This is a genomic window from Pseudomonas sp. GW822-FHT06D10 (genome assembly GCF_058799535.1).
The window spans coordinates 250,662-270,047 of record NZ_JBXALN010000010.1 but is presented as its reverse complement, the minus strand read 5'-3'; the positions used below and the strand labels follow the sequence as shown (position 1 = coordinate 270,047).

Below are 19,386 nucleotides of genomic sequence, written 5' to 3'. Positions count from 1 at the left end.
GCTCTGTATCCGGGGCGCGGCAATGAGCATCGCCCTGTTCCAGCGCTGGCGTCGCCTCTATCACCGCCTGCCGCTGCCTTACCTGCTCAAAGCCTTGCTCCAGCGCCTGTATCACGGCGCGCTGGGACCTGGCTGGCGGGCCCTGCGTCGGCATCAGCGGGCCGCCAAGAGTTTCGTACCCGCTTGTAGCGTGCTACCGGCGGCCGATCCGCAATGGCCGGATTACGTGGTCTGGGGTGCCATCGACTGGGATTTCCGCCAGCAGCGTCCCCAGCACCTGGCCCGCGGCTTGAGCACCAGCGGACGCCGGGTTTTCTATGTCTCGGCCAGCCTGGAGGACGACGCTCGCGACGGTTTTACCTTGCGTCAGCTGGATGACCGAGGGCGGCTGTTCGAAGTGCGGCTGTTTGCACGCACAGCCCCGCTCCTCTACCACGCTGCCCCGCAAGAGGCCGTGGTCCAGCAGTTGCGTCGCAGCATCGGCGAGTTATTGAGCTGGGCCCATTCGAGCCAGGTGATCTCCCTGGTCCAGCACCCGTTCTGGGCCCCCGTGGCCGGGGCGCTTCCGGCCAGCCGCCTGGTCTATGACTGCATGGACGACCATCAGGGCTTCGGCAACAACGCCCCGGACCTGTTGCAGCTGGAACATGAGCTGCTGCGCGAGGCCGATATCACGCTGTTTGCCTCGGCGTGGCTGGAACGCTACTGGAGTCGGCACTGCCCACCTGCAAGCACCGGGCAACGCGCCGTATTGCGCAATGCCGCCGACTTCACCTATTTTTCCAAGCCCCCGGCCCAGTGTTATCAGGACCCGCAAGGCCGTCCCGTGATCGGCTACTACGGCGCGCTCGCCCAGTGGTTCGATGTGGATCTGGTGGCCGCCATCGCCGAAGCCTTCAGGCACTGCACGATCCTGCTGATAGGCGCAGATACCGGGCGGATTGGTGCGCGCCTGCAGCGCCATGCCAACGTCAGGCTGACCGGTGAAATCCCCTACGCACAGCTGTCCGCCTACCTGCAGGCCTTCGATGTCTGCATCCTGCCGTTTCGCATCGAGACACTGACCCTGGCCACCAACCCGGTCAAGGTCTACGAATACCTGAGTGCCGGCAAGCCGGTGGTGGCGGTGGATCTGCCCGAGCTGCAGGAGTTCGGCCAGCAGGTATCCATTGCCAGGGATACCCCCTCCTTTATCGAAGCCATCGCCCAGGCGTTGCAGGAACCTGCCTGCGACAGCACCTCCCGCCAGCGCCAGGAATTCGCCGCACAACAGACTTGGGAGCACCGGGTAGAACAGTTGAAGGCCCTGGTGGAAGACGAGCGAAGCGGGCCCCTGATCAGCGTGATAGTAGTGACCTACAACAACCTGGCATTGACCCGTGCCTGCCTGGCCAGCCTGGCCGCCGATGCTCTGGGCCGCAATCTGGAAATCATTGTCGTCGACAATGCCTCCACCGACGGCAGCGTCGAATTCCTTCGGCAGTGGGCCAGCGACAGCGCTCACTCGCTCATCCTCAACCCCGGCAACCTGGGTTTCTCCGCGGCCAACAATCAGGGCCTGGCCCGGGCTCGGGGCGAGTTCCTGGTCTTGCTCAACAACGACACCGAGGTCACCACTGGCTGGGCGCAGACCCTGCGCCGCCACCTGCAACGCAACCCGGGGCTCGGCCTGATCGGGCCGGTAACCAACAACATCGGCAACGAAGCGAAGATCGAGATCAGCTACTGCAGCCTCGAGGAGATGCCTGGCCGCGCCCGCCAGTACACCTGGCGCCATGCCGGACAGGTGGTGCCCTGCGCCACCCTCGGTTTCTTCGCGGTCATGATGCCCAGGTCGACCTATGAGCGCGTCGGGCCCCTGGATGAAGCCTTCGGCCTGGGCTTTTTCGAAGACGACGACTATTGCCGCCGGGTAGAGCAAGCAGGGCTGTCCTGCGCCTTTGCCGAAGACGTGTTCATTCATCACCATCTTTCTGCCTCGTTCAGCCAGATGCCCGGCAGCCAGCGCCAACAACTGTTTGAGCGCAACAAGGCTCTGTACGAGGCGAAATGGGGCCGACCCTGGACTCCCCACACCGCCAGGGAGCCATCATGAGGCTGGTCTATCTGTCACCGGTCAGCTGGCACAGCTTCGCGCAACGCCCCCATGAACTGGTGCGCCAGTTCCACGCGTCCACCCAGGCCCCCGTGCTGTGGGTCGAACCCTATCCCACGCGCTTGCCGGTACTGGCCGACTTGCTTACCCGCCCGCCATACCAGGGTCCGACCGTCGCCGTGCCGGACTGGCTGACCCTGGCCAGGCCCCGGGCCCTGCCCATAGAGCCCCTGCCCGGCTCGGGCTGGGTCAATCGCCTGTTCTGGCAGGAGCTCAAGCAACAGATCCGCCATTTTGCCCAGGCACCGACCCAGCTCGGCATCGGCAAACCCTCGAGGCTGGCCCTGCAACTGCTGCAGGAGCCGATCTTCGCCGGCAGTTTCTATGACGTCATGGACAACGTACCGGCGTTCTATCGCGGCTGGTCACGCCGAGCCATGCACCGGCGCCAGCACCAGACCGCCCGGGCTGTGGTCACCACCCTGGCCTCTTGCACGACTTTGCAGCACTACTGGCAACGGCAACAGGTCGATACCCGGCTGCTGCTCAATGGTTGCGCCAGCGAACGCCTGCCCGCCCTGCCCCTGTCCCGGAGCGCAGCACATGGAACACGCCCGGTGTTCGGCTACATCGGCACCCTCGCCAAGTGGTTCGACTGGGAATTCGTGCTTGCCCTGGCCGTGGCCTTTCCCGGGGCCGAGGTACGCCTGATCGGCCCCCAGCACGGACCTTCGCCCAGGGCACTGCCGGACAATATCCGGTGCTTGCCGGCGCTCTCCCACGAGGCCGCGCTGCAAGCCATGGCCGAGTTCGATGTCGGCCTGATCCCGTTCAAGTGCAACGACATCACCCGCTACGTCGACCCGATCAAATACTACGAGTACCGGGCCCTGGCCTTGCCGGTGGTCAGCACCGCATTCGGCGAAATGGGCACCAGGCGCCATCTTCCGGGAGTGTTTCTCAGCGACAGTCTCGACGACATCTCCCGAGTGATCCACCAGGCGCTGACGTTTACCGAGCCCCTGGCCGAGACCCTGAAGTTCCGCGAAGCCAATTCCTGGGCAAAACGCTTCGAGGGGGCCCATGCCGCGTTCCTGTGATGTGGTGGTGGTCAACTACAACGCCGGCCTTCTGCTGGAGGACTGCGTGATCTCGGTGCTGGCCCAGGACATCAACCGGCTGGTGCTGGTGGACAATGCCTCCCATGACGGCAGCCTGGAGCAGGTTGCCACCCGGTTCGCTGCCGATGAACGCCTGCTCATCCTGCGCAACCCAAGCAACACCGGCTTCGCCGCGGCCTGCAACCTAGGCGCCAGTCACTGCGAGCAGCCACACCTCCTGTTCCTCAACCCCGACACCGTATTGCAACCGGGCGCCTTGCAAGGAATGATCGACGCCCTGAGCCACACCCACGATCTGGGCATGGCAGGTGGCCTGTTGTGCAACTTCGACGGCAGCGAACAGCCCGGTGGACGTCGGGTCTTCCCCACCCCACGGCGGGCAGTAGTACGCGCCCTCAACCTGTCGGGCCTGGCCTGGCTCTCGCCGCGGCTGTTTTCCGACTTTCTTCTGCACCGCGAGCCGCTGCCCAGCCGTCCGACGCAGGTAGAAGCCATTTCCGGCGCCTGCATGCTGGTCAAGCGCGAAGCCCTGGACAGCGTCGGCGGCTGGGACGAAGGCTACTTCCTGCACTGCGAGGACCTGGACCTGTGCATGCGCTTTCGCCAGGAAGGCTGGAAAGTCTGCTTCGTACCCCAGGCCAGGATCTTTCACGCCTGGGGCGCCTGCAGCCGCACCCGCCCGGTGTTCGTCGAATGGCACAAGCACCGGGGCATGATCCGCTTCTATGGCAAGTTTTTTCGTGAGGACTATCCCCGGGTCCTCTCCTGGAGCATCTGCGCGGGTGTCTGGCTACGATTCAGTTTCGTGGTGGGCTACCACTGGCTGGCGCAGCTGGGACGGATGCTCGGACAACCTCGCTAGTCCGGCAAAGGCTCAGAGCACAACGTCGGCGTGGCACTTCCTGATAAACTGCGCCAATTCGTCACCCCGACAACCGCCATGACCACAGGTGGTTGCCCCGCAAAGCGACAAACATCCCATGCCCTTTACCGCTCCAAGCCCTTCCCGCTCAGAACCTTCCCGGCGCTTTTCCGTGGCACCAATAATGGATTGGACCGTTTATTTCTAAGGCTCTTATTTTGAAAGATCTAGAAAGAATGCGCACGCCTCACGTACCACTTTCTTACCACTGCACGTAAATCTAATTAGGTTACACGCTGCTGGCACTTCTGTTTACTGCTACTCCCCCTCCACATCTCATGGCAAAATACCTTCACTAGGCAATATACGTACCGAGCTTAAACTACGGATGCCAAAGTAATAACTCTCTAAATCAGAGGAAGAACTCCCCCAGGTAAATTTATGCCCTTTCACATCAGTCAAAACTGACATTCACAACAAGGAGCGTATTTTATCATGAAGTGGTTTTTACTCACAGCAGGTGCTCTATTACTTACCGGCTGCAGCTATGAAAAGACTAATTTACGCAATGATACCGAAACGGCTAAGTACGACCGCACCACCAGTGCTCGTATCCGTATCTTCTCCGCACCGGAAACCGGCCTCCTACATCCCCGGAAAAACCTGCGAAGCCTATTACAACCATCCCGAAAATGGTTGCCTGCAGGGAAGTATCGCTGCACGTCACCATGATCCAAAACAGCGCTACATCCTTTGGCGCGACTCCGATGTGCTAGGAATGAAGATTGAGGACTACCAGAACCGCGTAATTGGCATACCCACCACCGCACATACAGAAGCCGTTAAATTCGACAGACTGGGATACGACGAATTTTTAATCCCCGCAAACCAGCCAGTGTTGATCGACATTAACTACAAAGCCGATAACGGCCACTGTTATCCCCCCACCATTCAGTTCGTCCCAAAGGCCGAGAAGGATTACGAGGCGAGTTTTGAATTTAGCAAGCAGAGCCCCTTGTCCTCCAAGTGCGCCATCAACTTAGTCGAACTCAGCGGTACGGGCCTCCTAAAAGAAACCCAGGCCGCCCCAACCAGTTACTGCGGTAACGATGGCCACGGGCGTTACTTCACTGTCACTCCCTGAGCCCCCTACGACAGGTTCAGCTGGTATGGCACTTTAACCTGTCACCTACTTTGCTCCAATCCCGACACCATCCGCACACCGCAATATCTTATGTTCAGTGGATAAGTGCGTCTCAATGAAGTTGATAAAGGTTGGGCTGCGAGACTCCGCATGCAACTTCAGCACATGCAACACTAAAGTTTCACCCATAGTTTCATTTTATCCCATCAGAAAAAGGTTAGGACGGTTAGTTTTTTCATTAACACCGCTGAAAGCCTTGTAATGCACGGCTTTCAGCTCACTGATAAAAATTAACTGCTGGCAAGTTAATTTTAAATCTTATAAAATTCTTTAAATTTAATATTTGACAAAAAAACCACCTTCAACCTAGCTCTAACTACCCTCCTGAAAGTTAGGTCTCAAGCCCAGTCCCTCCCCCTTTTTCAATGGCCTCATAAAAACTAATCCTTTTCCCGAAGCTCTTCTCAGACTCGGCTGGCTATACTCCTATCAGCAAACGCTAAAACGCTCCTACTTTCGCGGGGCTCCCCAGACTTCTCCCACCTCAGAGTAACTCAAAAGCCCGCAGGCCGGTTCCGACTTAACTGGGTTGCAGGGGGCAGAAAAAGAGATCCTTTTGGCCCACAGGCAGGCGGTGCGCGCCAGGAGGTGAAGCATGCCGATCTCTACGGTGAAGCAAATCACGGCTCCGAATACGCCATGTAGCACGTCAGCATCAACAATCATTATTTCGATCTCTTCGGGGCTCCAAGATCGAGCAACTGATTATCAGCACTCGCTTCTGACTCCCTGAAATAATGGGCATTCGCACGCCCGGATAATCGGAATGAACAGATCATTGAGGCCCCTCACCATAGTGACATTGCCGTCATAGTCTTCGGTGAATTCGGTGTTGCGATCCTTACATTTGTATGGCCGGCCTTTACGAGCAAGTTCCATACTGACTTCGAGCAAAACTTATCAGCAATTACAGCAGTGGCCAGAACGAATAGGTTGGAGTTGTCCCGACTAGCTGCTGACCGACGCCAGTGGCTCGCAGACAGACCTGACCTAGTAGACGTTAGCCTTGATCAGGCCCTGCTGCCGCCCCTGACACTAAGGATCTCTATTTTCTTAAAAGTTGGATCTGCGGCCGCATAGATACGGAGCTCGCTTACTTCATTGCTCAGCCCACCTGCAAGTCAACTGTGTAGAGCGTAACCTATGATTCATAGGGGACGCCAATAATAACGATAACGTTGTTGACATCACTGAAGTTAGTCAACTTCCACCCCAAGGGGCTGCATGGGGCGAAACAGGCAAATAGACTCCTTCCAGCAAGTGCAGTGGCAGACTCAACGCTATTAGTCGTTTTGGCACTCTCGCTATACATGGCGCACATCTGGCCCAACCTCCGCAACATTCGCTCTATCGTGCTGTATGCGACCAACAATTCTTCATTCAGGAATGGCTATTAAACCTTGCGCACCTTGTAAATCTGAACATCCTCTTCTCGTTCCTGCTGAACACATAGATTTAACGCCTCGTCCCGGTGGAAGCATGGGAGCACTCCCCCAGAAACATCTGAGGTGCTCGTCGTATTAACGATTCGGCTATAAGCAAGCAAATCGCCGCCTAACCCAGCTCCTGCCTATCTTGATGCACAGCACCCAGGCTTCCGAGTAACTCCTTGTAGCTTTCAAGGGAGCTCCACCCTCTTGTGAGTTAGAGCCTTAGGGGCAGCCGGAAAGGGTTAGTCAAGCGATATGTTGTTTGATGTATGGAATTTCCCGAATATTTAATATGCGCAGGTCATGTGGTTTTTTTGAAAAATCCCGTAGTATGCCGGCCACACTTGCCTTGCAAGCTGCCTGGATCGGCAGATATCATGCCCATTCCAGAGGAATGATTCTGCTGTTCCATAGTTTTTATTTTCGATGACAACCCGGAAGTCAGGAGCCAGCCTAATGGCAAAATCCGTGCTAAACGAGCTGAATTGCTTTGAGTTGATTCAGGCATCCTATGCCGCACATGCGTTGTATTTTTTGACAAAAATCGAGATTTTCGAATTTTTAATTGCCGGCCCAAAAACTCTCGACGAATTGAATCAACTTAGCAAAGCCAAATCGGACATTCTCAATGACCTGCTGATGCTTGCCACGAAGCTCAAGTTCATCCGTAAAAAGGATGAAAAATATTTAATAGCCAGAAAAGGGTTACAACTCACGAAAGCTTCAAAATCATGGTTCAGGCCTTATCTGCTAGTATGGGGAGCGCAGTTAGCCCCAGCAACCATTAAACTTGAAGAGCACTTTCTGACGGGTGACAATGCATTCAAGCTAGCTCATAAAGATACAATATGGGATTACTACAACAAAAACCCCGAAGCCAGCAAGGTCTTTGTGGAGTTCATGCACGGCGTGACTAATCAATCGCTTATACCGGACATTGTCGAAGAGTTGATTATTGGAGACGCAAAAAGCCTAGTTGATGTAGCGGGCGGCACGGGTAGCCTTGCATGCGCGCTGGCGTCAAAATACGAAAAATTATCGTGTATAATCTGCGATCAGCCATCAAATAAAATCAATGCCGATCGACACATTCAGTCGCTCGAATTAAAAAACTGCCAATTCATTGGAACCAATATTTTCGGCGCGATTCCACCCGGACATGATGTTTATACTATCAAGCACGTATTGCATGACTGGGACAACTCCAACGTCATTCAGATATTGACTTCCATTGCAAAGGCGATGCGTCTTGACTCTCGCCTGGTAATTATTGAAGGGCTGCTGGATCGAGAGTTTTCCGACTCGTTCGACAACCCCGAATTCATTCATACACGAAACTTTGAACAACGAGTATGGACGCCCGGACAAGTAAGAAGCACCAAAGATTTTCAATCACTATGCTCTCAAGCGGGCCTGCGTATTGAGAGCATCCTTCCCTCGCGCGGGTTCGATATGAATTATATCGAGTGCCTTCGCAGTCCGAACTAAAACTTATATGCTCTGAGCAATTGAATTATCAACTGCTCAGAGTTACTCACATCATTAGCCTGCTTTTCGACTTCTCTCGAGACCACTGCGCTTGCCGTACAGCTTTCTGAATCTCCAGCTCAAATTTTAAGATCACTCTAGGAAAGCCTGCTAACTTAAGCCGCCTTATAGAGAGCTACAGAGAAAAATATAAAATCGTAAGCTAAGTATTCGGAGTGATTCAGCATCGGGCTGATGTGATGCAGTAACTCATCACCTCATTTACTACGCGGGCCCACCTATAACAGCTCAGGCTCGTTCACTACCTAAATTACAGCACCTCCCCCTACAACCCAAAACCACTCAGCTGCACGATGCCCATTAACTGCGGTGCGATACTCAAGGCCTCAAGCAAATCATCACGACTGATGCTCTTGATCGAGCTGAACTCGTACCTAGCCGCCACCTCGCTGACCGGCATCAGCTGGATAACGTCTTTCTTCTCGGAGGGCGCATAGACAAATAGGTTGCGGAAGTTGTCAGAGCCTTTCGAGCTCTTCAGCACAGCGTCAAACTACTTGATACGCTCTTGCCCCTGGATCGCTTCGGTCATATAGAGGATGAAACCAGCGTGACAACCGTTGTCTTATTACTTACGGCTGAATAGTTTGTTCAGGATTAGGGTACGGGCCTGCATGCTACTCCCCCAATTGCAGATACACACTGGCCCCAGTGATGTTGGCCAAACCATCCATAGATATCGGCGCTTCGTAGCATCGGCCATTGAACCAACACTTCAGATGGTCGAAGATCCTGCGGCCATCCAGTTCCAGCTTGCACTTACGCCCCCAGGCCTGTGGGCCTGTTTTCGGGCGAAGGTCTGGCTCTCTTGGTAAACTTGCACTCCGTCGCGCTTGATGCGGATCTGAGCCGTGTAGCTCACGCTCCCATCTGCCAGTTTTCTTGCCCTGATAGTCGCCATATGGAAAGTGGTACGCGTCAGTTTTTGGGTGGTACATCGTACCACCGAGCCTTAAAAAACGCCTGAAAACGCCCCAAAACACGCCTTAAACACGTAGAGCAAAATGGTCCAGAATTCAGCTACAGCCCCAGTAAACTCAAGCCCTACGCTGTCCCGGCGGTTTAGCGTTGCACCGATGATGGATTGGACGGACCGTCACTGCCGATTCTTCCTGCGCCTACTGTCCAAGCACACCTTGCTCTACACCGAAATGGTCACCACGGGTGCGCTGCTCAATGGTGATCACGAGCGCTTCCTGCGCTACCACCCGTCCGAGCACCCTCTGGCGTTGCAACTGGGAGGCAGCACGCCGGCGGATCTCGCGGCGTGCGCGCGCATGGCCCAGGAGCATGGCTACGATGAAGTCAACCTCAACGTCGGTTGCCCCAGCGACCGGGTGCAGAACAACATGATCGGTGCCTGCCTGATGGGCCATCCGGCGCTGGTGGCCGATTGCGTGAAAGCCATGCGCGATGCGGTGTCGACTCCCGTGACGGTCAAGCATCGGATCGGCATCAACGGGCGCGATAGTTATGCCGAGCTATGCGATTTCGTCGGCCACGTCATGGAAGCCGGGTGCAGCAGCTTTACCGTGCACGCGCGAATCGCCATTCTCGAAGGCCTCTCGCCCAAGGAGAACCGGGACATTCCCCCGCTGCGCTACGACGTGGCGGCGCAATTGAAGGCGGATTTCCCACAGTTGGAAATCATCCTCAACGGTGGGATCAAGACCCTCGAGGCCTGTCATGAACATCTGCAGACTTTCGATGGGGTGATGCTGGGCCGTGAGGCCTATCACAACCCCTATCTGCTGGCCGAGGTAGACCAGCAGCTATTTGGCAGCACTGAGCCGGTGATTTCCCGGGCCGAGGCGCTGGCCCGGTTGCGCCCCTATATTGCCGAGCACCTGGCTGCCGGTGGCGCCATGCACCACATCACGCGCCATGTCCTAGGGCTGGGCACGGGCTTCCCCGGTGCTCGCAAGTTCCGCCAGCTGTTGTCGGTGGATATCCACAAGACCCAGGATCCGCTGGCCCTGCTGGATCAGGCCGGGCAGTTGCTGGAAGGACGTTAAGCGTCGGCCGGGTTGAACCTGGCCGGGCTTTTGGCATCGTATCTACTGGACAGTGCCCCAGCATTCAAACGACTGTTTTCAGGTCACGGACTTTGGGGCCGTAGTTAGCATTCCGCGCCCTTGAGCGCCTGACAGCGCTCGGGTAATGTCGTCAGACCCATAGGACAGAGCACGCTCATGACTTCCAAGCTGGAACAACTGAAGAAAATCACCACCGTAGTGGCCGATACCGGTGACTTCGACGCCATCGCCCGGGTCAAGCCGGTGGATGCCACCACCAACCCTTCGCTGCTGCTCAAGGCTGCGGCCATCCCGGGTTATGCCGACCTGCTGAATGCCTGCGTCAACGACTGCAAAGGCGATGTCGGCCTGGCCAGCGACCGTTTCGGCGTGGCTGTCGGCCAGGAGATTCTCAAGGTCATTCCGGGCCGTATTTCCACTGAGGTGGATGCCCGCCTGTCGTTCGATACCGAAGCCATGCTCAAGCGCGCCCATCGGCTGATCGAGCTGTATGACAAGGCCGGCATCGGCCGTGATCGGGTGCTGATCAAGATCGCCTCTACCTGGGAAGGCATCCGCGCCGCCGAAAAGCTGGAGCGCGAAGGCATCCAGACCAACCTCACCCTGCTGTTTTCCTTCGCCCAGGCCGTGGCCTGCGCCGAAGCCGGGGTGTTTCTGATTTCGCCATTCGTAGGGCGGATCTACGACTGGTACAAGAAGGCTACCGGCAACGACTATCAGGGCGCTGACGATCCGGGCGTGCAGTCGGTTACCCGCATCTACAACTACTACAAGGCCAATGACTACAAGACCGTGGTCATGGGGGCAAGCTTCCGCAACCTCAACCAGATCGAGCAACTGGCCGGCTGCGATCGCCTGACCATCAGCCCGGACCTGATCGAGAAGCTGGCCGCCGACACTGGCAAGCTGGAACGCAAGCTGAGCCCGGGCAAGACCGGTGAAGCTCGCCAGAGCCTGAACGAAGCACAGTTCCGCTGGGCTTCCAACGAAGACGCCATGGCCACCGAAAAGCTGGCTGAAGGCATCCGCCAGTTCGCCCGCGACCAGGAAAAGCTCGAAGCCCTGCTGACTGCCAAGCTCTGATCGTTTCGCGTCAACGCAAAAAGGGCGAACCCTCACAGGTTCGCCCTTTTTTGTGCGCTAGCGTTTCAGTCGATCAGTGACGCTCCAGGGCATTCACCAGATCGTGAAAGGCTTCACGGTTGGAGTCATTAAGGCCCATGAGGATCTTGTGCGCCTCCAGGACCTTGACCCGTACCACTTCTTCCGACTGATCCTGGGACGGCAGGTCGGTCAGGCATTCCGGACAGGGAATCGGGCGATCGACGATGTTGAACACTTGATCGAAGCCCATGGACTGCAACAGCCTGGTAATGTCTTCGTGGGTGGTGACGACGGTGGGCAACAGACCGACTTTCTGCCGCGACAGGATCGAGAGCTTGGCCAGCAGGCCCAGGGTGGTGCTGTCGATGCTGCGGGTTTCTGTCAGATCGATCACGATCGCCGAAAAATTCAGCGCGGTGAAAATCCGCTCAATAGTCGCATCCAGCGCCGAACACAGGGTCAGGCGCACTTCACCGACGAACTTCAGGACGAAGGTGCCATCCTGCTCGGCGAACTGGATTCTACCGGTACTCATTGAAGGTTCCTGCTCAACACTAACAGGGCGATATCATCCGGCATCTCCCCTAGCGTGGCCAATCCAAAAACTTGCCGCAAGCCATCCAGGCTGCCGCCCGCTGCCCTCACCCGTTCGGGCAAGGCTGCTTCTTTCTCTTTGAGTGTAGGCTCGGGCAAAAGGTCCAGGATGCCATCGGACATCAGCGTCAGGCTGAACACCGGCGGCAGCTCCAGAATGTGGTCTTCGTAGGTGGCCTCGTTGAACAGGCCCACCGGCAAACCACGCCCTTCCAGATAACGCACACTGTCGGGGGTGTACAACACCGGCAACGGCAAGTGCCCGCCAATGCTATAGGTCAACAAGCCAGTCTCCTCGTCGATGACTCCACCGACCATCGTGACGTGTTTGCCCAGCTTACAACTGATCAGGCCACGGTTGATATGGCCCAGCACTTCCGAAGGCTTGAACTCCGGCAAGGTGCCATTGCGCTTGGACTCGAACAGCAAACGGGTGGTCATGAACTTCAACAGCACGGTGACAAAGGCCGACGACGCACCATGACCGGAAACATCCGCCAGGTAGAAGGCCACCCGGCGCTCGTCGACACGGAAATAGTCGACAAAATCACCCGACAGGTACAACGACGGGATGATCTGGTGGGCAAAGTTGAATTCGTCAATCGACCAGGGGCTGGTCGGCAGCATGTTCATCTGCACCTGTCGACCGGCGTTCTGGTCTTCCTGGAGCAGATTGAGGCTGGCTTCGAGCTCGCGGTTGGCGGCTTCAAGCTTCTCTCTGTAACGCTGGTTTTCCAGCAACAGGCGAGCACGATCCAGGGCGCGGCGCACCGAGTGCTCGAGCACGGCCAGATCTTCCAGCGGCTTGATCAGGTAGTCCGCCGCGCCCAGGCGCAGGGCTTCAACCGCATCGTTCATGACGCCCGCACCCGAAACCACGATCACCGGGGTTTGCGGGGACAGTTCGGTCACTTGACGGATAAGCTCGAGACCGCCCATCTGCGGCATGCGCAGATCGCAGATCACCAGATCGGGGTTGTCGCGCTCGAATACCTGAAGACCCTGCTGGCCGTTAGCGGCCTGCAGTACGCTGAAGCCACTGTCTTCCAAATAGGCCGCGAGGCTCGCGCGCACTACTTCGTCGTCATCGATTATCAGCAGCGTGGCACTGGTTTTTTGCATGTGGGCAAACGGCGCCAGAATTAGGTTGGCGTAGGTGCTCTGGCCTGGGGCCTGAGGCACGCTACTGGATTCGCTTTCTAGCCACTCTGCAAGCCAGGCCAGGACCTTGAGCCCTGCACGCCCGACCATCAGAGGTGCCCTTCTAAGGCGCAGACGGTACTCCCATCCGCGGGGCGTTTCAAGCTCATGCCGATGGTCGCCTGACGTCTTTACACCGCAAATCACCGGGAGTTATAAAAACCGCTAAAACCGCAACTCAATCGCAGGATGGAACCCATGAACCAAAACCAGCGTGACTACAGCGAAAAGCGCGATTACATCCGCATGCGGGTGGATGCAGAGGTCACGCTGATCCATCAGGGGCAGGTGATCGAAGCGGTCTGCATCGATCTTTCCAGCAGCGGCATGCAGGTTCAGGCACCACGTTCGTTCCAGGTCGGCGATCAGTTGAGTGTACGTATCGACTCAGAGCACGCAGCCCTCAGGGGGCTGGAAGCAGAGACAGAAGTGGTATGGGTCAACCCACAAGAAGGTGGCGGCCAGAAACTTGGACTTACAATCCTTAAAATGAAGTAAAGACCCCACCCCATGAAAAAGGCGGCCATCAGGCCGCCTTTTCAGTTTGTACAGGACAGTCGAGCCTAGAAGTCGTCTTCGACCTTGCCGTCCTTGATCTTGAATTCGCGATTCTGCAGGTAGGCATTGCGAATGAAGGTGTATTTGTCACCGCGAATCAGCTTGTCCGCCGAGAGCAGGCTGGCACGGGTATCGACGACATCCACACCCATGGTGATGTTGCGCGCGGGGATGTCATTCATGTAGCGGTAGGGTTCGGTGTAGCTGTCGACATACTTGGCCGGCGCATCACGCAGGGTGCTTGGCCCCAGCAACGGCAGCATCACATAGGGACCGCTGCCCACGCCCCAATGACCGAGGGTCTGGCCGAAGTCTTCGTCATTGCGCTGCAGGCCCATCTTGGTACCGACATCAAAAAAGCCCGCCAGGCCCAGGGTGGTGTTCATCAACAGTCGCGCAGTGTCGACACCGGCAGCACCAGGTTTGGCCTGGAGGATGTCATTGGCGAGGTTGCCGACATCACCGATGTTGCGAAACATGTTGTGGATGCCATCTTCCAGAAACTGCGGAGTGACGGCCTGATAGCCTTGCGCCAGAGGCTTCAGGGCATAAGTATCCAGCGTATCGTTGAAGGTAAAGATGGGACGGTTGATGCTTTCCCATGGATCATCTTCGGCCGCCTGGGCAACCAGGGGAGCCAGCGTCACACCGGCACTCATACATAGTGGAACTAGATAACGGCTCCAGCGCATAGCAGGAAACTCCTTCGATTGTTCTCTCGTGGGGCTATGCCCTGAGGATAAGTTCAGGAGTATAAAGCGGATATGCCGGTTTAGGCAGCATCACCGCAAACCGTCTTCAGCCGGGGTTCAGCCAACCTTGCTGCCATTCACCGTACTGTCACCTGCATGTCATGTTCTGCCGCTAGCCTCCAAGGGTATTTCAAGGACGCTGACATGCCCCACGCCGACGCCTCAGTGCAACCCGCCCGCCCATTGACGGCCGTACTCTTCGGCCTCAGTGGCTGCCTGGTGGATTTCGGCGCGCGGATGCGCCAGCAAGCCACGGACAAACCTGATCCGGAGCAGGCCCAAGCCACACCTGGCGCGCTGGAAACGCTGCGGCGCCTGCATCAGCAAGGCATCCCCTGCGCCTGGCTGGAGCAACTGCTCCCCGCCAGTAGCCGCCAATTGGCTGCCGTCCTGCCGGACTGGATCAAGCCGGCACCTCACTCCCCCGCCCCCTGGCCCGCACCCGATGCCTGCTGGCAGGCGCTGATGGCGCTCAATGTCAAAGGCATCGACGGTTGTGTCCTGGTCAGCGGCGAACCCCAACTGCTGCAGTCGGGCCTCAATGCCGGCCTCTGGACCATCGGCCTGGCCTCTTGCGGCTCCCTGTGCGGCATGACCCCCAGCGAATGGCAGGCCCTGAGCCAGCAGGAACGGGAATTCAAGCGTGGCAAGGCCACGGTGCAGCTCTTCGGCCTGGGGGTGCACTCGGTCATCGACCATCTGGGGGAGTTGAACACCTGCCTGGCGGACATTGAACTGCGCCGGCTCAAGGGTGAAAAACCCTGACATAAGCCTGTTGATCAGGATCATGCACAGCGCCTGGGAGTGGATTACTCTAAGCCGTGGGCATGGACCTTTGGCTCGACAGCGCGGTCCATCCCTGTGCCTATCAATAAAGGGAGAACGCCATGCCTGCCCGCGAACTGCAAGAACAACTCGACACCCTGCGCGAGCAATTGGAACAGAACCCACCGCTTTCCGAAGCCGAGCGCAACAATCTGCAAGAGCTGATGCAGCAGATCGAACTGCAACTCAAACTGGAGACCGGCACCCAGGACGCCAGCCTCGCCGACGGCGTCAACCTGGCCGTGGAACGCTTCGAACTGGAACACCCGGCGATTGCCGGAACCCTGCGCAATATCGTCCAGACCCTGGGCAACATCGGCATCTGAGCCCCCCGGTAGCCAACCCCACAAAGCAAAAGCCCCGCTCTCGGAGCGGGGCTTTGCTTTTACTGGCGTACCAACCGGTGATTGGCGAAATCCGCGGTTTCGGTACTGCGGTAAGGGTTGATATCCAGCCCACCGCGGCGCACATAACGCGCGTACACGGTGAGTCTCTCCGGCTTGAGCAAGCGTTGCAGGTCGAGAAAGATCCGCTCCACGCACTGTTCATGAAAGTCCGAGTGCTGGCGGAAGCTCACCAGATAGGCCAGCAGGCTGGCGTGATCCAGAGCCGCGCCCCGGTATTGCACCACCACGCTGCCCCAGTCCGGCTGGCTGGTTACCGGGCAGTTGGACTTGAGCAGATGACTGTGCACGCTCTCCTCCACCACGCGCGAAGCATCGCAGCGCAGCAGTTCGGGGCGCGGGTGCTCATAGCTATCGACACTGATATCCAGATCATCGATGCACACCCCAGGCAGCGCCACCACGCCTTCGGCCTCGACCTCCTGCAGGCTGCGGATCCGCACGCCTACCGGCTTGCCGGCAGCGGCCGACAGATCAGAGCGCAAGGTGGCCTCAAGGGTCGCCCGATCATCGAACGGCGTCTGGTTCAGCGAATTGAGGTACAGCTTGAACGACTTGGATTCGATGATGTTCGGCGAATCGGCGGGAATGCTGAACTCACCGATAGCCACTACCGGCTTGCCCGACGGCAGCAGCCAGGACAACTCGAAGCAGTTCCAGTAGTCCACGCCCTTATAAGGAAGGGTATCGGCACTCAAGCCCAGCTCGGCCCATTTTGCCGCCCGGGGAATCGGGAACAGCAAGGACGGGGTGTAAGTGGAGACGTATTCACTGGACTTGCCCAGCGGCGAATGTTCGGCTGCGGGATGCATGGCGGAAACCTGACTGAAGAATCAGCGGATTCTATCAGCCTTTGCTCCCGCCTTTGAGCCCCGGATGCCTATGGGGTGACCGTCAGCTTGCCCACCATCCCGGCCTGGTAGTGCCCGGGAATGTTGCAGGCGAACTCCAGGTTGCCGCTCTTGCTGAAGGTCCAGGTCAGTTCCGCCTGCTTGCCCGGCTCCACCAGCACGCTGTTGGGATCGTCATGCTGCATGCCATGGTCCATGCCTGCCATCGAGCCGTGGCCCATGGCTCCATGATCCATCGCCTTCATGCCGGTCGGGGTGAGCATGCCGCTCTGCTGCATCTTGAGCATTTCCTGCTGGTGCTTGGCATGCATGGCCGCGTTGCCCAGATTGAACTCGTGCAGCAACTGCCCCTTGTTGATCAGCACGAATCGCACCGTCTCGCCGGCCTTGATCTCCAGGGCCTTGGGATTGAACGACATGTCCCCCATCACCACCTCGACACTGCGAGTGGCCTTGGCCGCAGGCGCCGGCTGGCCAAAATCGTAGGAGCCGGCCGGCGACGCCCAGAGCGGTGCGCTCAACAGCATCAGGCAGCCCCCCAGGATCGACCGGCTTCGCCACAACAGGTTTTGCATACTCATCATCAGACTCCAACAAGATCGGGATTCAGCCTGTGGCACACTCTAGAGCCCTGCCGCTGCCAGCCAGCTGACATGCAGATTACAACTTTGTCAGCTTGCACCGCCCTGGCCTGCTGCACGGTATAAAGCCCGGGTTCCAACCGCCACGAGTCCCACCATGAAACTGCTGATCGTCGAAGACCAACCCAAAACCGGCCACTACCTGCGCCAGGGCCTGAGCGAGGCTGGCTTCAACGCCGAACTGGTGGCCGACGGCAGCACCGGCCAGCACCTGGCCCTGACCGGTGACTACGCTCTGCTGATTCTCGACGTGATGCTGCCGGGTCGCGACGGCTGGCAGATCCTCCAGGCGGTGCGCAGCGCCGGGCTGGAAGTGCCGGTACTGTTCCTCACCGCCCGGGATGCCGTGCAAGACCGGGTGCACGGCCTGGAACTGGGGGCCGACGACTACCTGGTCAAGCCTTTTGCCTTCTCCGAACTGCTGGCCCGGGTCCGCAGCCTACTGCGCCGGGGCAGCGCCGTGGCCCAGGAAACCAGCCTGCAACTGGCAGACCTGCGCCTGGACCTGATCCGCCGCCGGGTAGAACGCGGCAGCCAGCGCATCGACCTGACCGCCAAGGAATTCGCCCTGCTGGAAATGCTCCTGCGGCGCCAGGGCGAAGTCCTGCCCAAGTCGCTGATTGCCTCCCAGGTCTGGGACATGAATTTCGACAGCGATACCAACGTCATCGAAGTAGCCATCCGCCGCCTGCGCCTGAAGATCGACGACGATTTCCCGAACAAACTGATCCATACCGTACGCGGCATGGGCTACGTGCTCGAAGAGCGCCAGGTCTGATGCGCCGCCTGTCCCTGAGCGGGCGCCTGGCGCTGCTGTTCGCCGCCTGCACCGCAGTGGTCTCATTGTTGGCGGGGGTGTTGTTCAGCCGCGCCAGCGAAGCCCATTTCATCGAACTGGATCAGCAACTGCTGGACGGCAAGCTGCTGGCCCTGCGCAGCGCCTTGCAGGATGTCAACGAGGCCGGGGACTTCCCCGCGCGCCAGGCCAGGCTGCAGGACGAACTGAGCCACCAGCCGGACCTGCAGCTACGAGTCGGTGACGTCAATGGCCAGCTCTGGTTCGACAGCGCCCCCGGCCTGCCCGCCTCTCTGCCTGGCGGTGCCGGCTTGCGCAGCCTGGAACAGGCCGGCACCGCCTACCGGTTCTACACAGCAGCGCTGAACCCCGCCCAGGCGGCCTCGCCGCAATTGACCCTGATCCTCGACATCACCCATCACCAGCACTTTCTGCAGCGCATGCAACACCTGATCTGGCTCACCGTGGGCCTCTCGGCCCTGGCCACTGCCCTGCTCGGCGCCTGGGCCGCCCGCAGTGGCCTGCGCCCGTTGCGGCGCATGGGCGCGGTGGCCGCCGGGGTCTCCGCCAGTTCCCTGACCCAGCGCCTGCCCCAGGAACAGATGCCCGCCGAGCTGGCGGAATTGGCCAGCAGCTTCAACGCCATGTTGGGCCGTCTTGAAGAGTCGTTTCAGCGCCTGTCGGCATTTTCCGCCGACATCGCCCATGAACTGCGCACCCCTCTGTCGAACCTGCTGACCCACACCCAGGTCACCCTGACCCGCCCCCGGCCGCTGGAGGACTATCGCGAAGCCCTGCACAGCAACCTGGAGGAGCTGCAATGGATGGCGCAACTGGTCAACGACATGCTGTACCTGGCCAAGGCCGACCACGGCTTGCTTACACCCAGGCGCGAAGCGCTGGAGCTGGCCCAGGAAACCGACATGCTGCTGGAGTTCTATGGCCCCCTGGCCGAAGACGCACAGATCGAACTGACCCGTGAAGGCCAGGCCGGCTTTGCCGGGGACCGCAGCATGCTGCGCCGGGCGTTGTCCAACCTGCTGGACAATGCCCTGCGCTTCACGCCGGCCGGGGGCGCGGTCAAGGTGCGCATCAACGAAAGTGCCGGGCACCTGAACCTGAGCATCGAGAATACCGGCGAAGGGATCGCCAAGGATGTACTGCCGCGCCTGTTCGACCGTTTCTACCGGGCCGACCCGGCGCGGCGCGAAGGCAGCAGTGAACATGCGGGGTTGGGGCTGGCGATCACTCAGTCGATCATTCGTGCCCACGGCGGGCAGATCCGATGCGAATCGGCGGCGGGCTGGACCCGTTTCGTGATCGAGTTGCCAAGGCAGGATTGAGGGACTGTTCGCCGGCCAGCCG

Annotated in this window: 17 protein-coding genes and 2 pseudogenes; 12 read left to right on the top strand and 7 right to left on the bottom strand. The window is 58.6% G+C overall.

Translation table 11 applies throughout. The features are described 5' to 3' along the window. The first annotated feature begins 22 nt into the window (after positions 1-22). From AC1RL5_RS28540 to AC1RL5_RS28520, 5 genes are all read left to right on the top strand, one after another. Positions 23-2,095: a glycosyltransferase gene (locus AC1RL5_RS28540; protein ID WP_492589957.1), complete on the top strand. Its 2,073-nt coding sequence runs from the start codon at positions 23-25 to the stop codon at positions 2,093-2,095. Beyond that, positions 2,092-3,195, top strand: coding sequence for a glycosyltransferase family protein (locus tag AC1RL5_RS28535; RefSeq protein ID WP_492589955.1), 1,104 nt, complete (start codon positions 2,092-2,094; stop codon positions 3,193-3,195). Before AC1RL5_RS28540 ends, AC1RL5_RS28535 begins: the two co-directional genes overlap by 4 nt. Next, positions 3,179-4,078: a glycosyltransferase family 2 protein gene (locus tag AC1RL5_RS28530; RefSeq protein ID WP_072451556.1), complete on the top strand. Its 900-nt coding sequence runs from the start codon at positions 3,179-3,181 to the stop codon at positions 4,076-4,078. Before AC1RL5_RS28535 ends, AC1RL5_RS28530 begins: the two co-directional genes overlap by 17 nt. 604 nt (positions 4,079-4,682) lie before the next feature. Next, the gene (locus AC1RL5_RS28525) at positions 4,683-5,222 is read left to right on the top strand and encodes a hypothetical protein (protein WP_239692743.1); all 540 of its coding nucleotides are present in this window, start codon (positions 4,683-4,685) and stop codon (positions 5,220-5,222) included. Between the two features lie 1,946 nt (positions 5,223-7,168). Beyond that, entirely contained in the window at positions 7,169-8,200 is a 1,032-nt protein-coding gene (locus AC1RL5_RS28520) for a methyltransferase (protein ID WP_072451557.1), read from the top strand. Positions 8,201-8,531: 331 nt separating this feature from the next. Here the strand turns inward: AC1RL5_RS28520 and AC1RL5_RS28515 are convergent. Next, positions 8,532-8,825: pseudogene (locus AC1RL5_RS28515) on the bottom strand (phage portal protein); the annotation flags it as partial. A gap of 175 nt (positions 8,826-9,000) precedes the next feature. Then, positions 9,001-9,161, bottom strand: a pseudogene (locus tag AC1RL5_RS28510) (site-specific integrase); the annotation flags it as partial. A gap of 103 nt (positions 9,162-9,264) precedes the next feature. On the opposite strand from AC1RL5_RS28510, the gene dusA reads away from it, so the two are divergent. Continuing rightward, positions 9,265-10,275, top strand: coding sequence for a tRNA dihydrouridine(20/20a) synthase DusA (dusA, locus tag AC1RL5_RS28505; RefSeq protein WP_103407016.1), 1,011 nt, complete (start codon positions 9,265-9,267; stop codon positions 10,273-10,275). A gap of 177 nt (positions 10,276-10,452) precedes the next feature. Continuing rightward, the gene (tal, locus tag AC1RL5_RS28500) at positions 10,453-11,379 is read left to right on the top strand and encodes a transaldolase (protein WP_093406224.1); all 927 of its coding nucleotides are present in this window, start codon (positions 10,453-10,455) and stop codon (positions 11,377-11,379) included. A gap of 73 nt (positions 11,380-11,452) precedes the next feature. On the opposite strand, the gene rssC is transcribed toward tal, so the two are convergent. Then, a complete protein-coding gene (gene rssC / locus AC1RL5_RS28495) occupies positions 11,453-11,935 on the bottom strand; it encodes an anti-sigma factor antagonist RssC (RefSeq protein ID WP_003218919.1) in 483 nt (160 codons plus the stop codon). Continuing rightward, the gene (rssB, locus tag AC1RL5_RS28490) at positions 11,932-13,116 is read right to left on the bottom strand and encodes a two-component system response regulator RssB (protein ID WP_026020041.1); all 1,185 of its coding nucleotides are present in this window, start codon (positions 13,114-13,116) and stop codon (positions 11,932-11,934) included. Before rssB ends, rssC begins: the two co-directional genes overlap by 4 nt. A 276-nt stretch (positions 13,117-13,392) precedes the next feature. Between rssB and AC1RL5_RS28485 the strand changes: the two genes are divergently transcribed. Continuing rightward, positions 13,393-13,692 (top strand): PilZ domain-containing protein, encoded by a 300-nt coding sequence (locus AC1RL5_RS28485; protein WP_011060291.1) that lies wholly within the window; start codon positions 13,393-13,395, stop codon positions 13,690-13,692. Positions 13,693-13,757: 65 nt separating this feature from the next. Here the strand turns inward: AC1RL5_RS28485 and AC1RL5_RS28480 are convergent, their stop codons facing one another. Continuing rightward, a complete protein-coding gene (locus AC1RL5_RS28480; protein ID WP_011060290.1) occupies positions 13,758-14,444 on the bottom strand; it encodes an MlaA family lipoprotein in 687 nt (228 codons plus the stop codon). 204 nt (positions 14,445-14,648) lie between these two features. Here AC1RL5_RS28480 and pcrP point away from each other — a divergent pair, with 204 nt between their 5' ends. Both pcrP and AC1RL5_RS28470 read left to right on the top strand, forming a co-directional pair. After that, positions 14,649-15,269, top strand: coding sequence for an HAD superfamily inactivated hydrolase PcrP (pcrP, locus tag AC1RL5_RS28475; RefSeq protein WP_065363470.1), 621 nt, complete (start codon positions 14,649-14,651; stop codon positions 15,267-15,269). A gap of 122 nt (positions 15,270-15,391) precedes the next feature. Beyond that, the gene (locus AC1RL5_RS28470) at positions 15,392-15,655 is read left to right on the top strand and encodes a DUF4404 family protein (protein WP_011060288.1); all 264 of its coding nucleotides are present in this window, start codon (positions 15,392-15,394) and stop codon (positions 15,653-15,655) included. A 59-nt stretch (positions 15,656-15,714) separates the two neighbouring features. Here the strand turns inward: AC1RL5_RS28470 and queF are convergent, their stop codons facing one another. After that, the gene (queF, locus tag AC1RL5_RS28465; RefSeq protein WP_103407015.1) at positions 15,715-16,545 is read right to left on the bottom strand and encodes an NADPH-dependent 7-cyano-7-deazaguanine reductase QueF; all 831 of its coding nucleotides are present in this window, start codon (positions 16,543-16,545) and stop codon (positions 15,715-15,717) included. A 68-nt stretch (positions 16,546-16,613) separates the two neighbouring features. Further along, positions 16,614-17,165 (bottom strand): copper-resistant cuproprotein CopI, encoded by a 552-nt coding sequence (gene copI, locus AC1RL5_RS28460; RefSeq protein ID WP_492589953.1) that lies wholly within the window; start codon positions 17,163-17,165, stop codon positions 16,614-16,616. Between the two features lie 157 nt (positions 17,166-17,322). Between copI and AC1RL5_RS28455 the strand changes: the two genes are divergently transcribed. Then, positions 17,323-18,003: a heavy metal response regulator transcription factor gene (locus tag AC1RL5_RS28455; RefSeq protein ID WP_492589951.1), complete on the top strand. Its 681-nt coding sequence runs from the start codon at positions 17,323-17,325 to the stop codon at positions 18,001-18,003. Then, positions 18,003-19,364, top strand: coding sequence for a heavy metal sensor histidine kinase (locus AC1RL5_RS28450; protein WP_492589949.1), 1,362 nt, complete (start codon positions 18,003-18,005; stop codon positions 19,362-19,364). The genes AC1RL5_RS28455 and AC1RL5_RS28450 overlap by 1 nt, the downstream gene beginning before the upstream one ends. Positions 19,365-19,386 lie beyond the last annotated feature (22 nt).

Excerpts from the sequence above, each read along its gene's own strand:
- dusA (WP_103407016.1), top strand. The coding sequence starts at position 9,265 with ATGGTCCAGAATTCAGCTACAGCCCCAGTAAACTCAAGCCCTACGCTG.
- copI (WP_492589953.1), bottom strand. The coding sequence starts at position 17,165 with ATGAGTATGCAAAACCTGTTGTGGCGAAGCCGGTCGATCCTGGGGGGC.
- AC1RL5_RS28450 (WP_492589949.1), top strand. The coding sequence starts at position 18,003 with ATGCGCCGCCTGTCCCTGAGCGGGCGCCTGGCGCTGCTGTTCGCCGCC.
- AC1RL5_RS28480 (WP_011060290.1), bottom strand. The coding sequence starts at position 14,444 with ATGCGCTGGAGCCGTTATCTAGTTCCACTATGTATGAGTGCCGGTGTG.
- rssB (WP_026020041.1), bottom strand. The coding sequence starts at position 13,116 with ATGCAAAAAACCAGTGCCACGCTGCTGATAATCGATGACGACGAAGTA.
- tal (WP_093406224.1), top strand. The coding sequence starts at position 10,453 with ATGACTTCCAAGCTGGAACAACTGAAGAAAATCACCACCGTAGTGGCC.
- AC1RL5_RS28540 (WP_492589957.1), top strand. The coding sequence starts at position 23 with ATGAGCATCGCCCTGTTCCAGCGCTGGCGTCGCCTCTATCACCGCCTG.
- AC1RL5_RS28520 (WP_072451557.1), top strand. The coding sequence starts at position 7,169 with ATGGCAAAATCCGTGCTAAACGAGCTGAATTGCTTTGAGTTGATTCAG.
- AC1RL5_RS28470 (WP_011060288.1), top strand. The coding sequence starts at position 15,392 with ATGCCTGCCCGCGAACTGCAAGAACAACTCGACACCCTGCGCGAGCAA.
- queF (WP_103407015.1), bottom strand. The coding sequence starts at position 16,545 with ATGCATCCCGCAGCCGAACATTCGCCGCTGGGCAAGTCCAGTGAATAC.
- AC1RL5_RS28455 (WP_492589951.1), top strand. The coding sequence starts at position 17,323 with ATGAAACTGCTGATCGTCGAAGACCAACCCAAAACCGGCCACTACCTG.
- pcrP (WP_065363470.1), top strand. The coding sequence starts at position 14,649 with ATGCCCCACGCCGACGCCTCAGTGCAACCCGCCCGCCCATTGACGGCC.
- AC1RL5_RS28530 (WP_072451556.1), top strand. The coding sequence starts at position 3,179 with ATGCCGCGTTCCTGTGATGTGGTGGTGGTCAACTACAACGCCGGCCTT.
- rssC (WP_003218919.1), bottom strand. The coding sequence starts at position 11,935 with ATGAGTACCGGTAGAATCCAGTTCGCCGAGCAGGATGGCACCTTCGTC.
- AC1RL5_RS28485 (WP_011060291.1), top strand. The coding sequence starts at position 13,393 with ATGAACCAAAACCAGCGTGACTACAGCGAAAAGCGCGATTACATCCGC.
- AC1RL5_RS28535 (WP_492589955.1), top strand. The coding sequence starts at position 2,092 with ATGAGGCTGGTCTATCTGTCACCGGTCAGCTGGCACAGCTTCGCGCAA.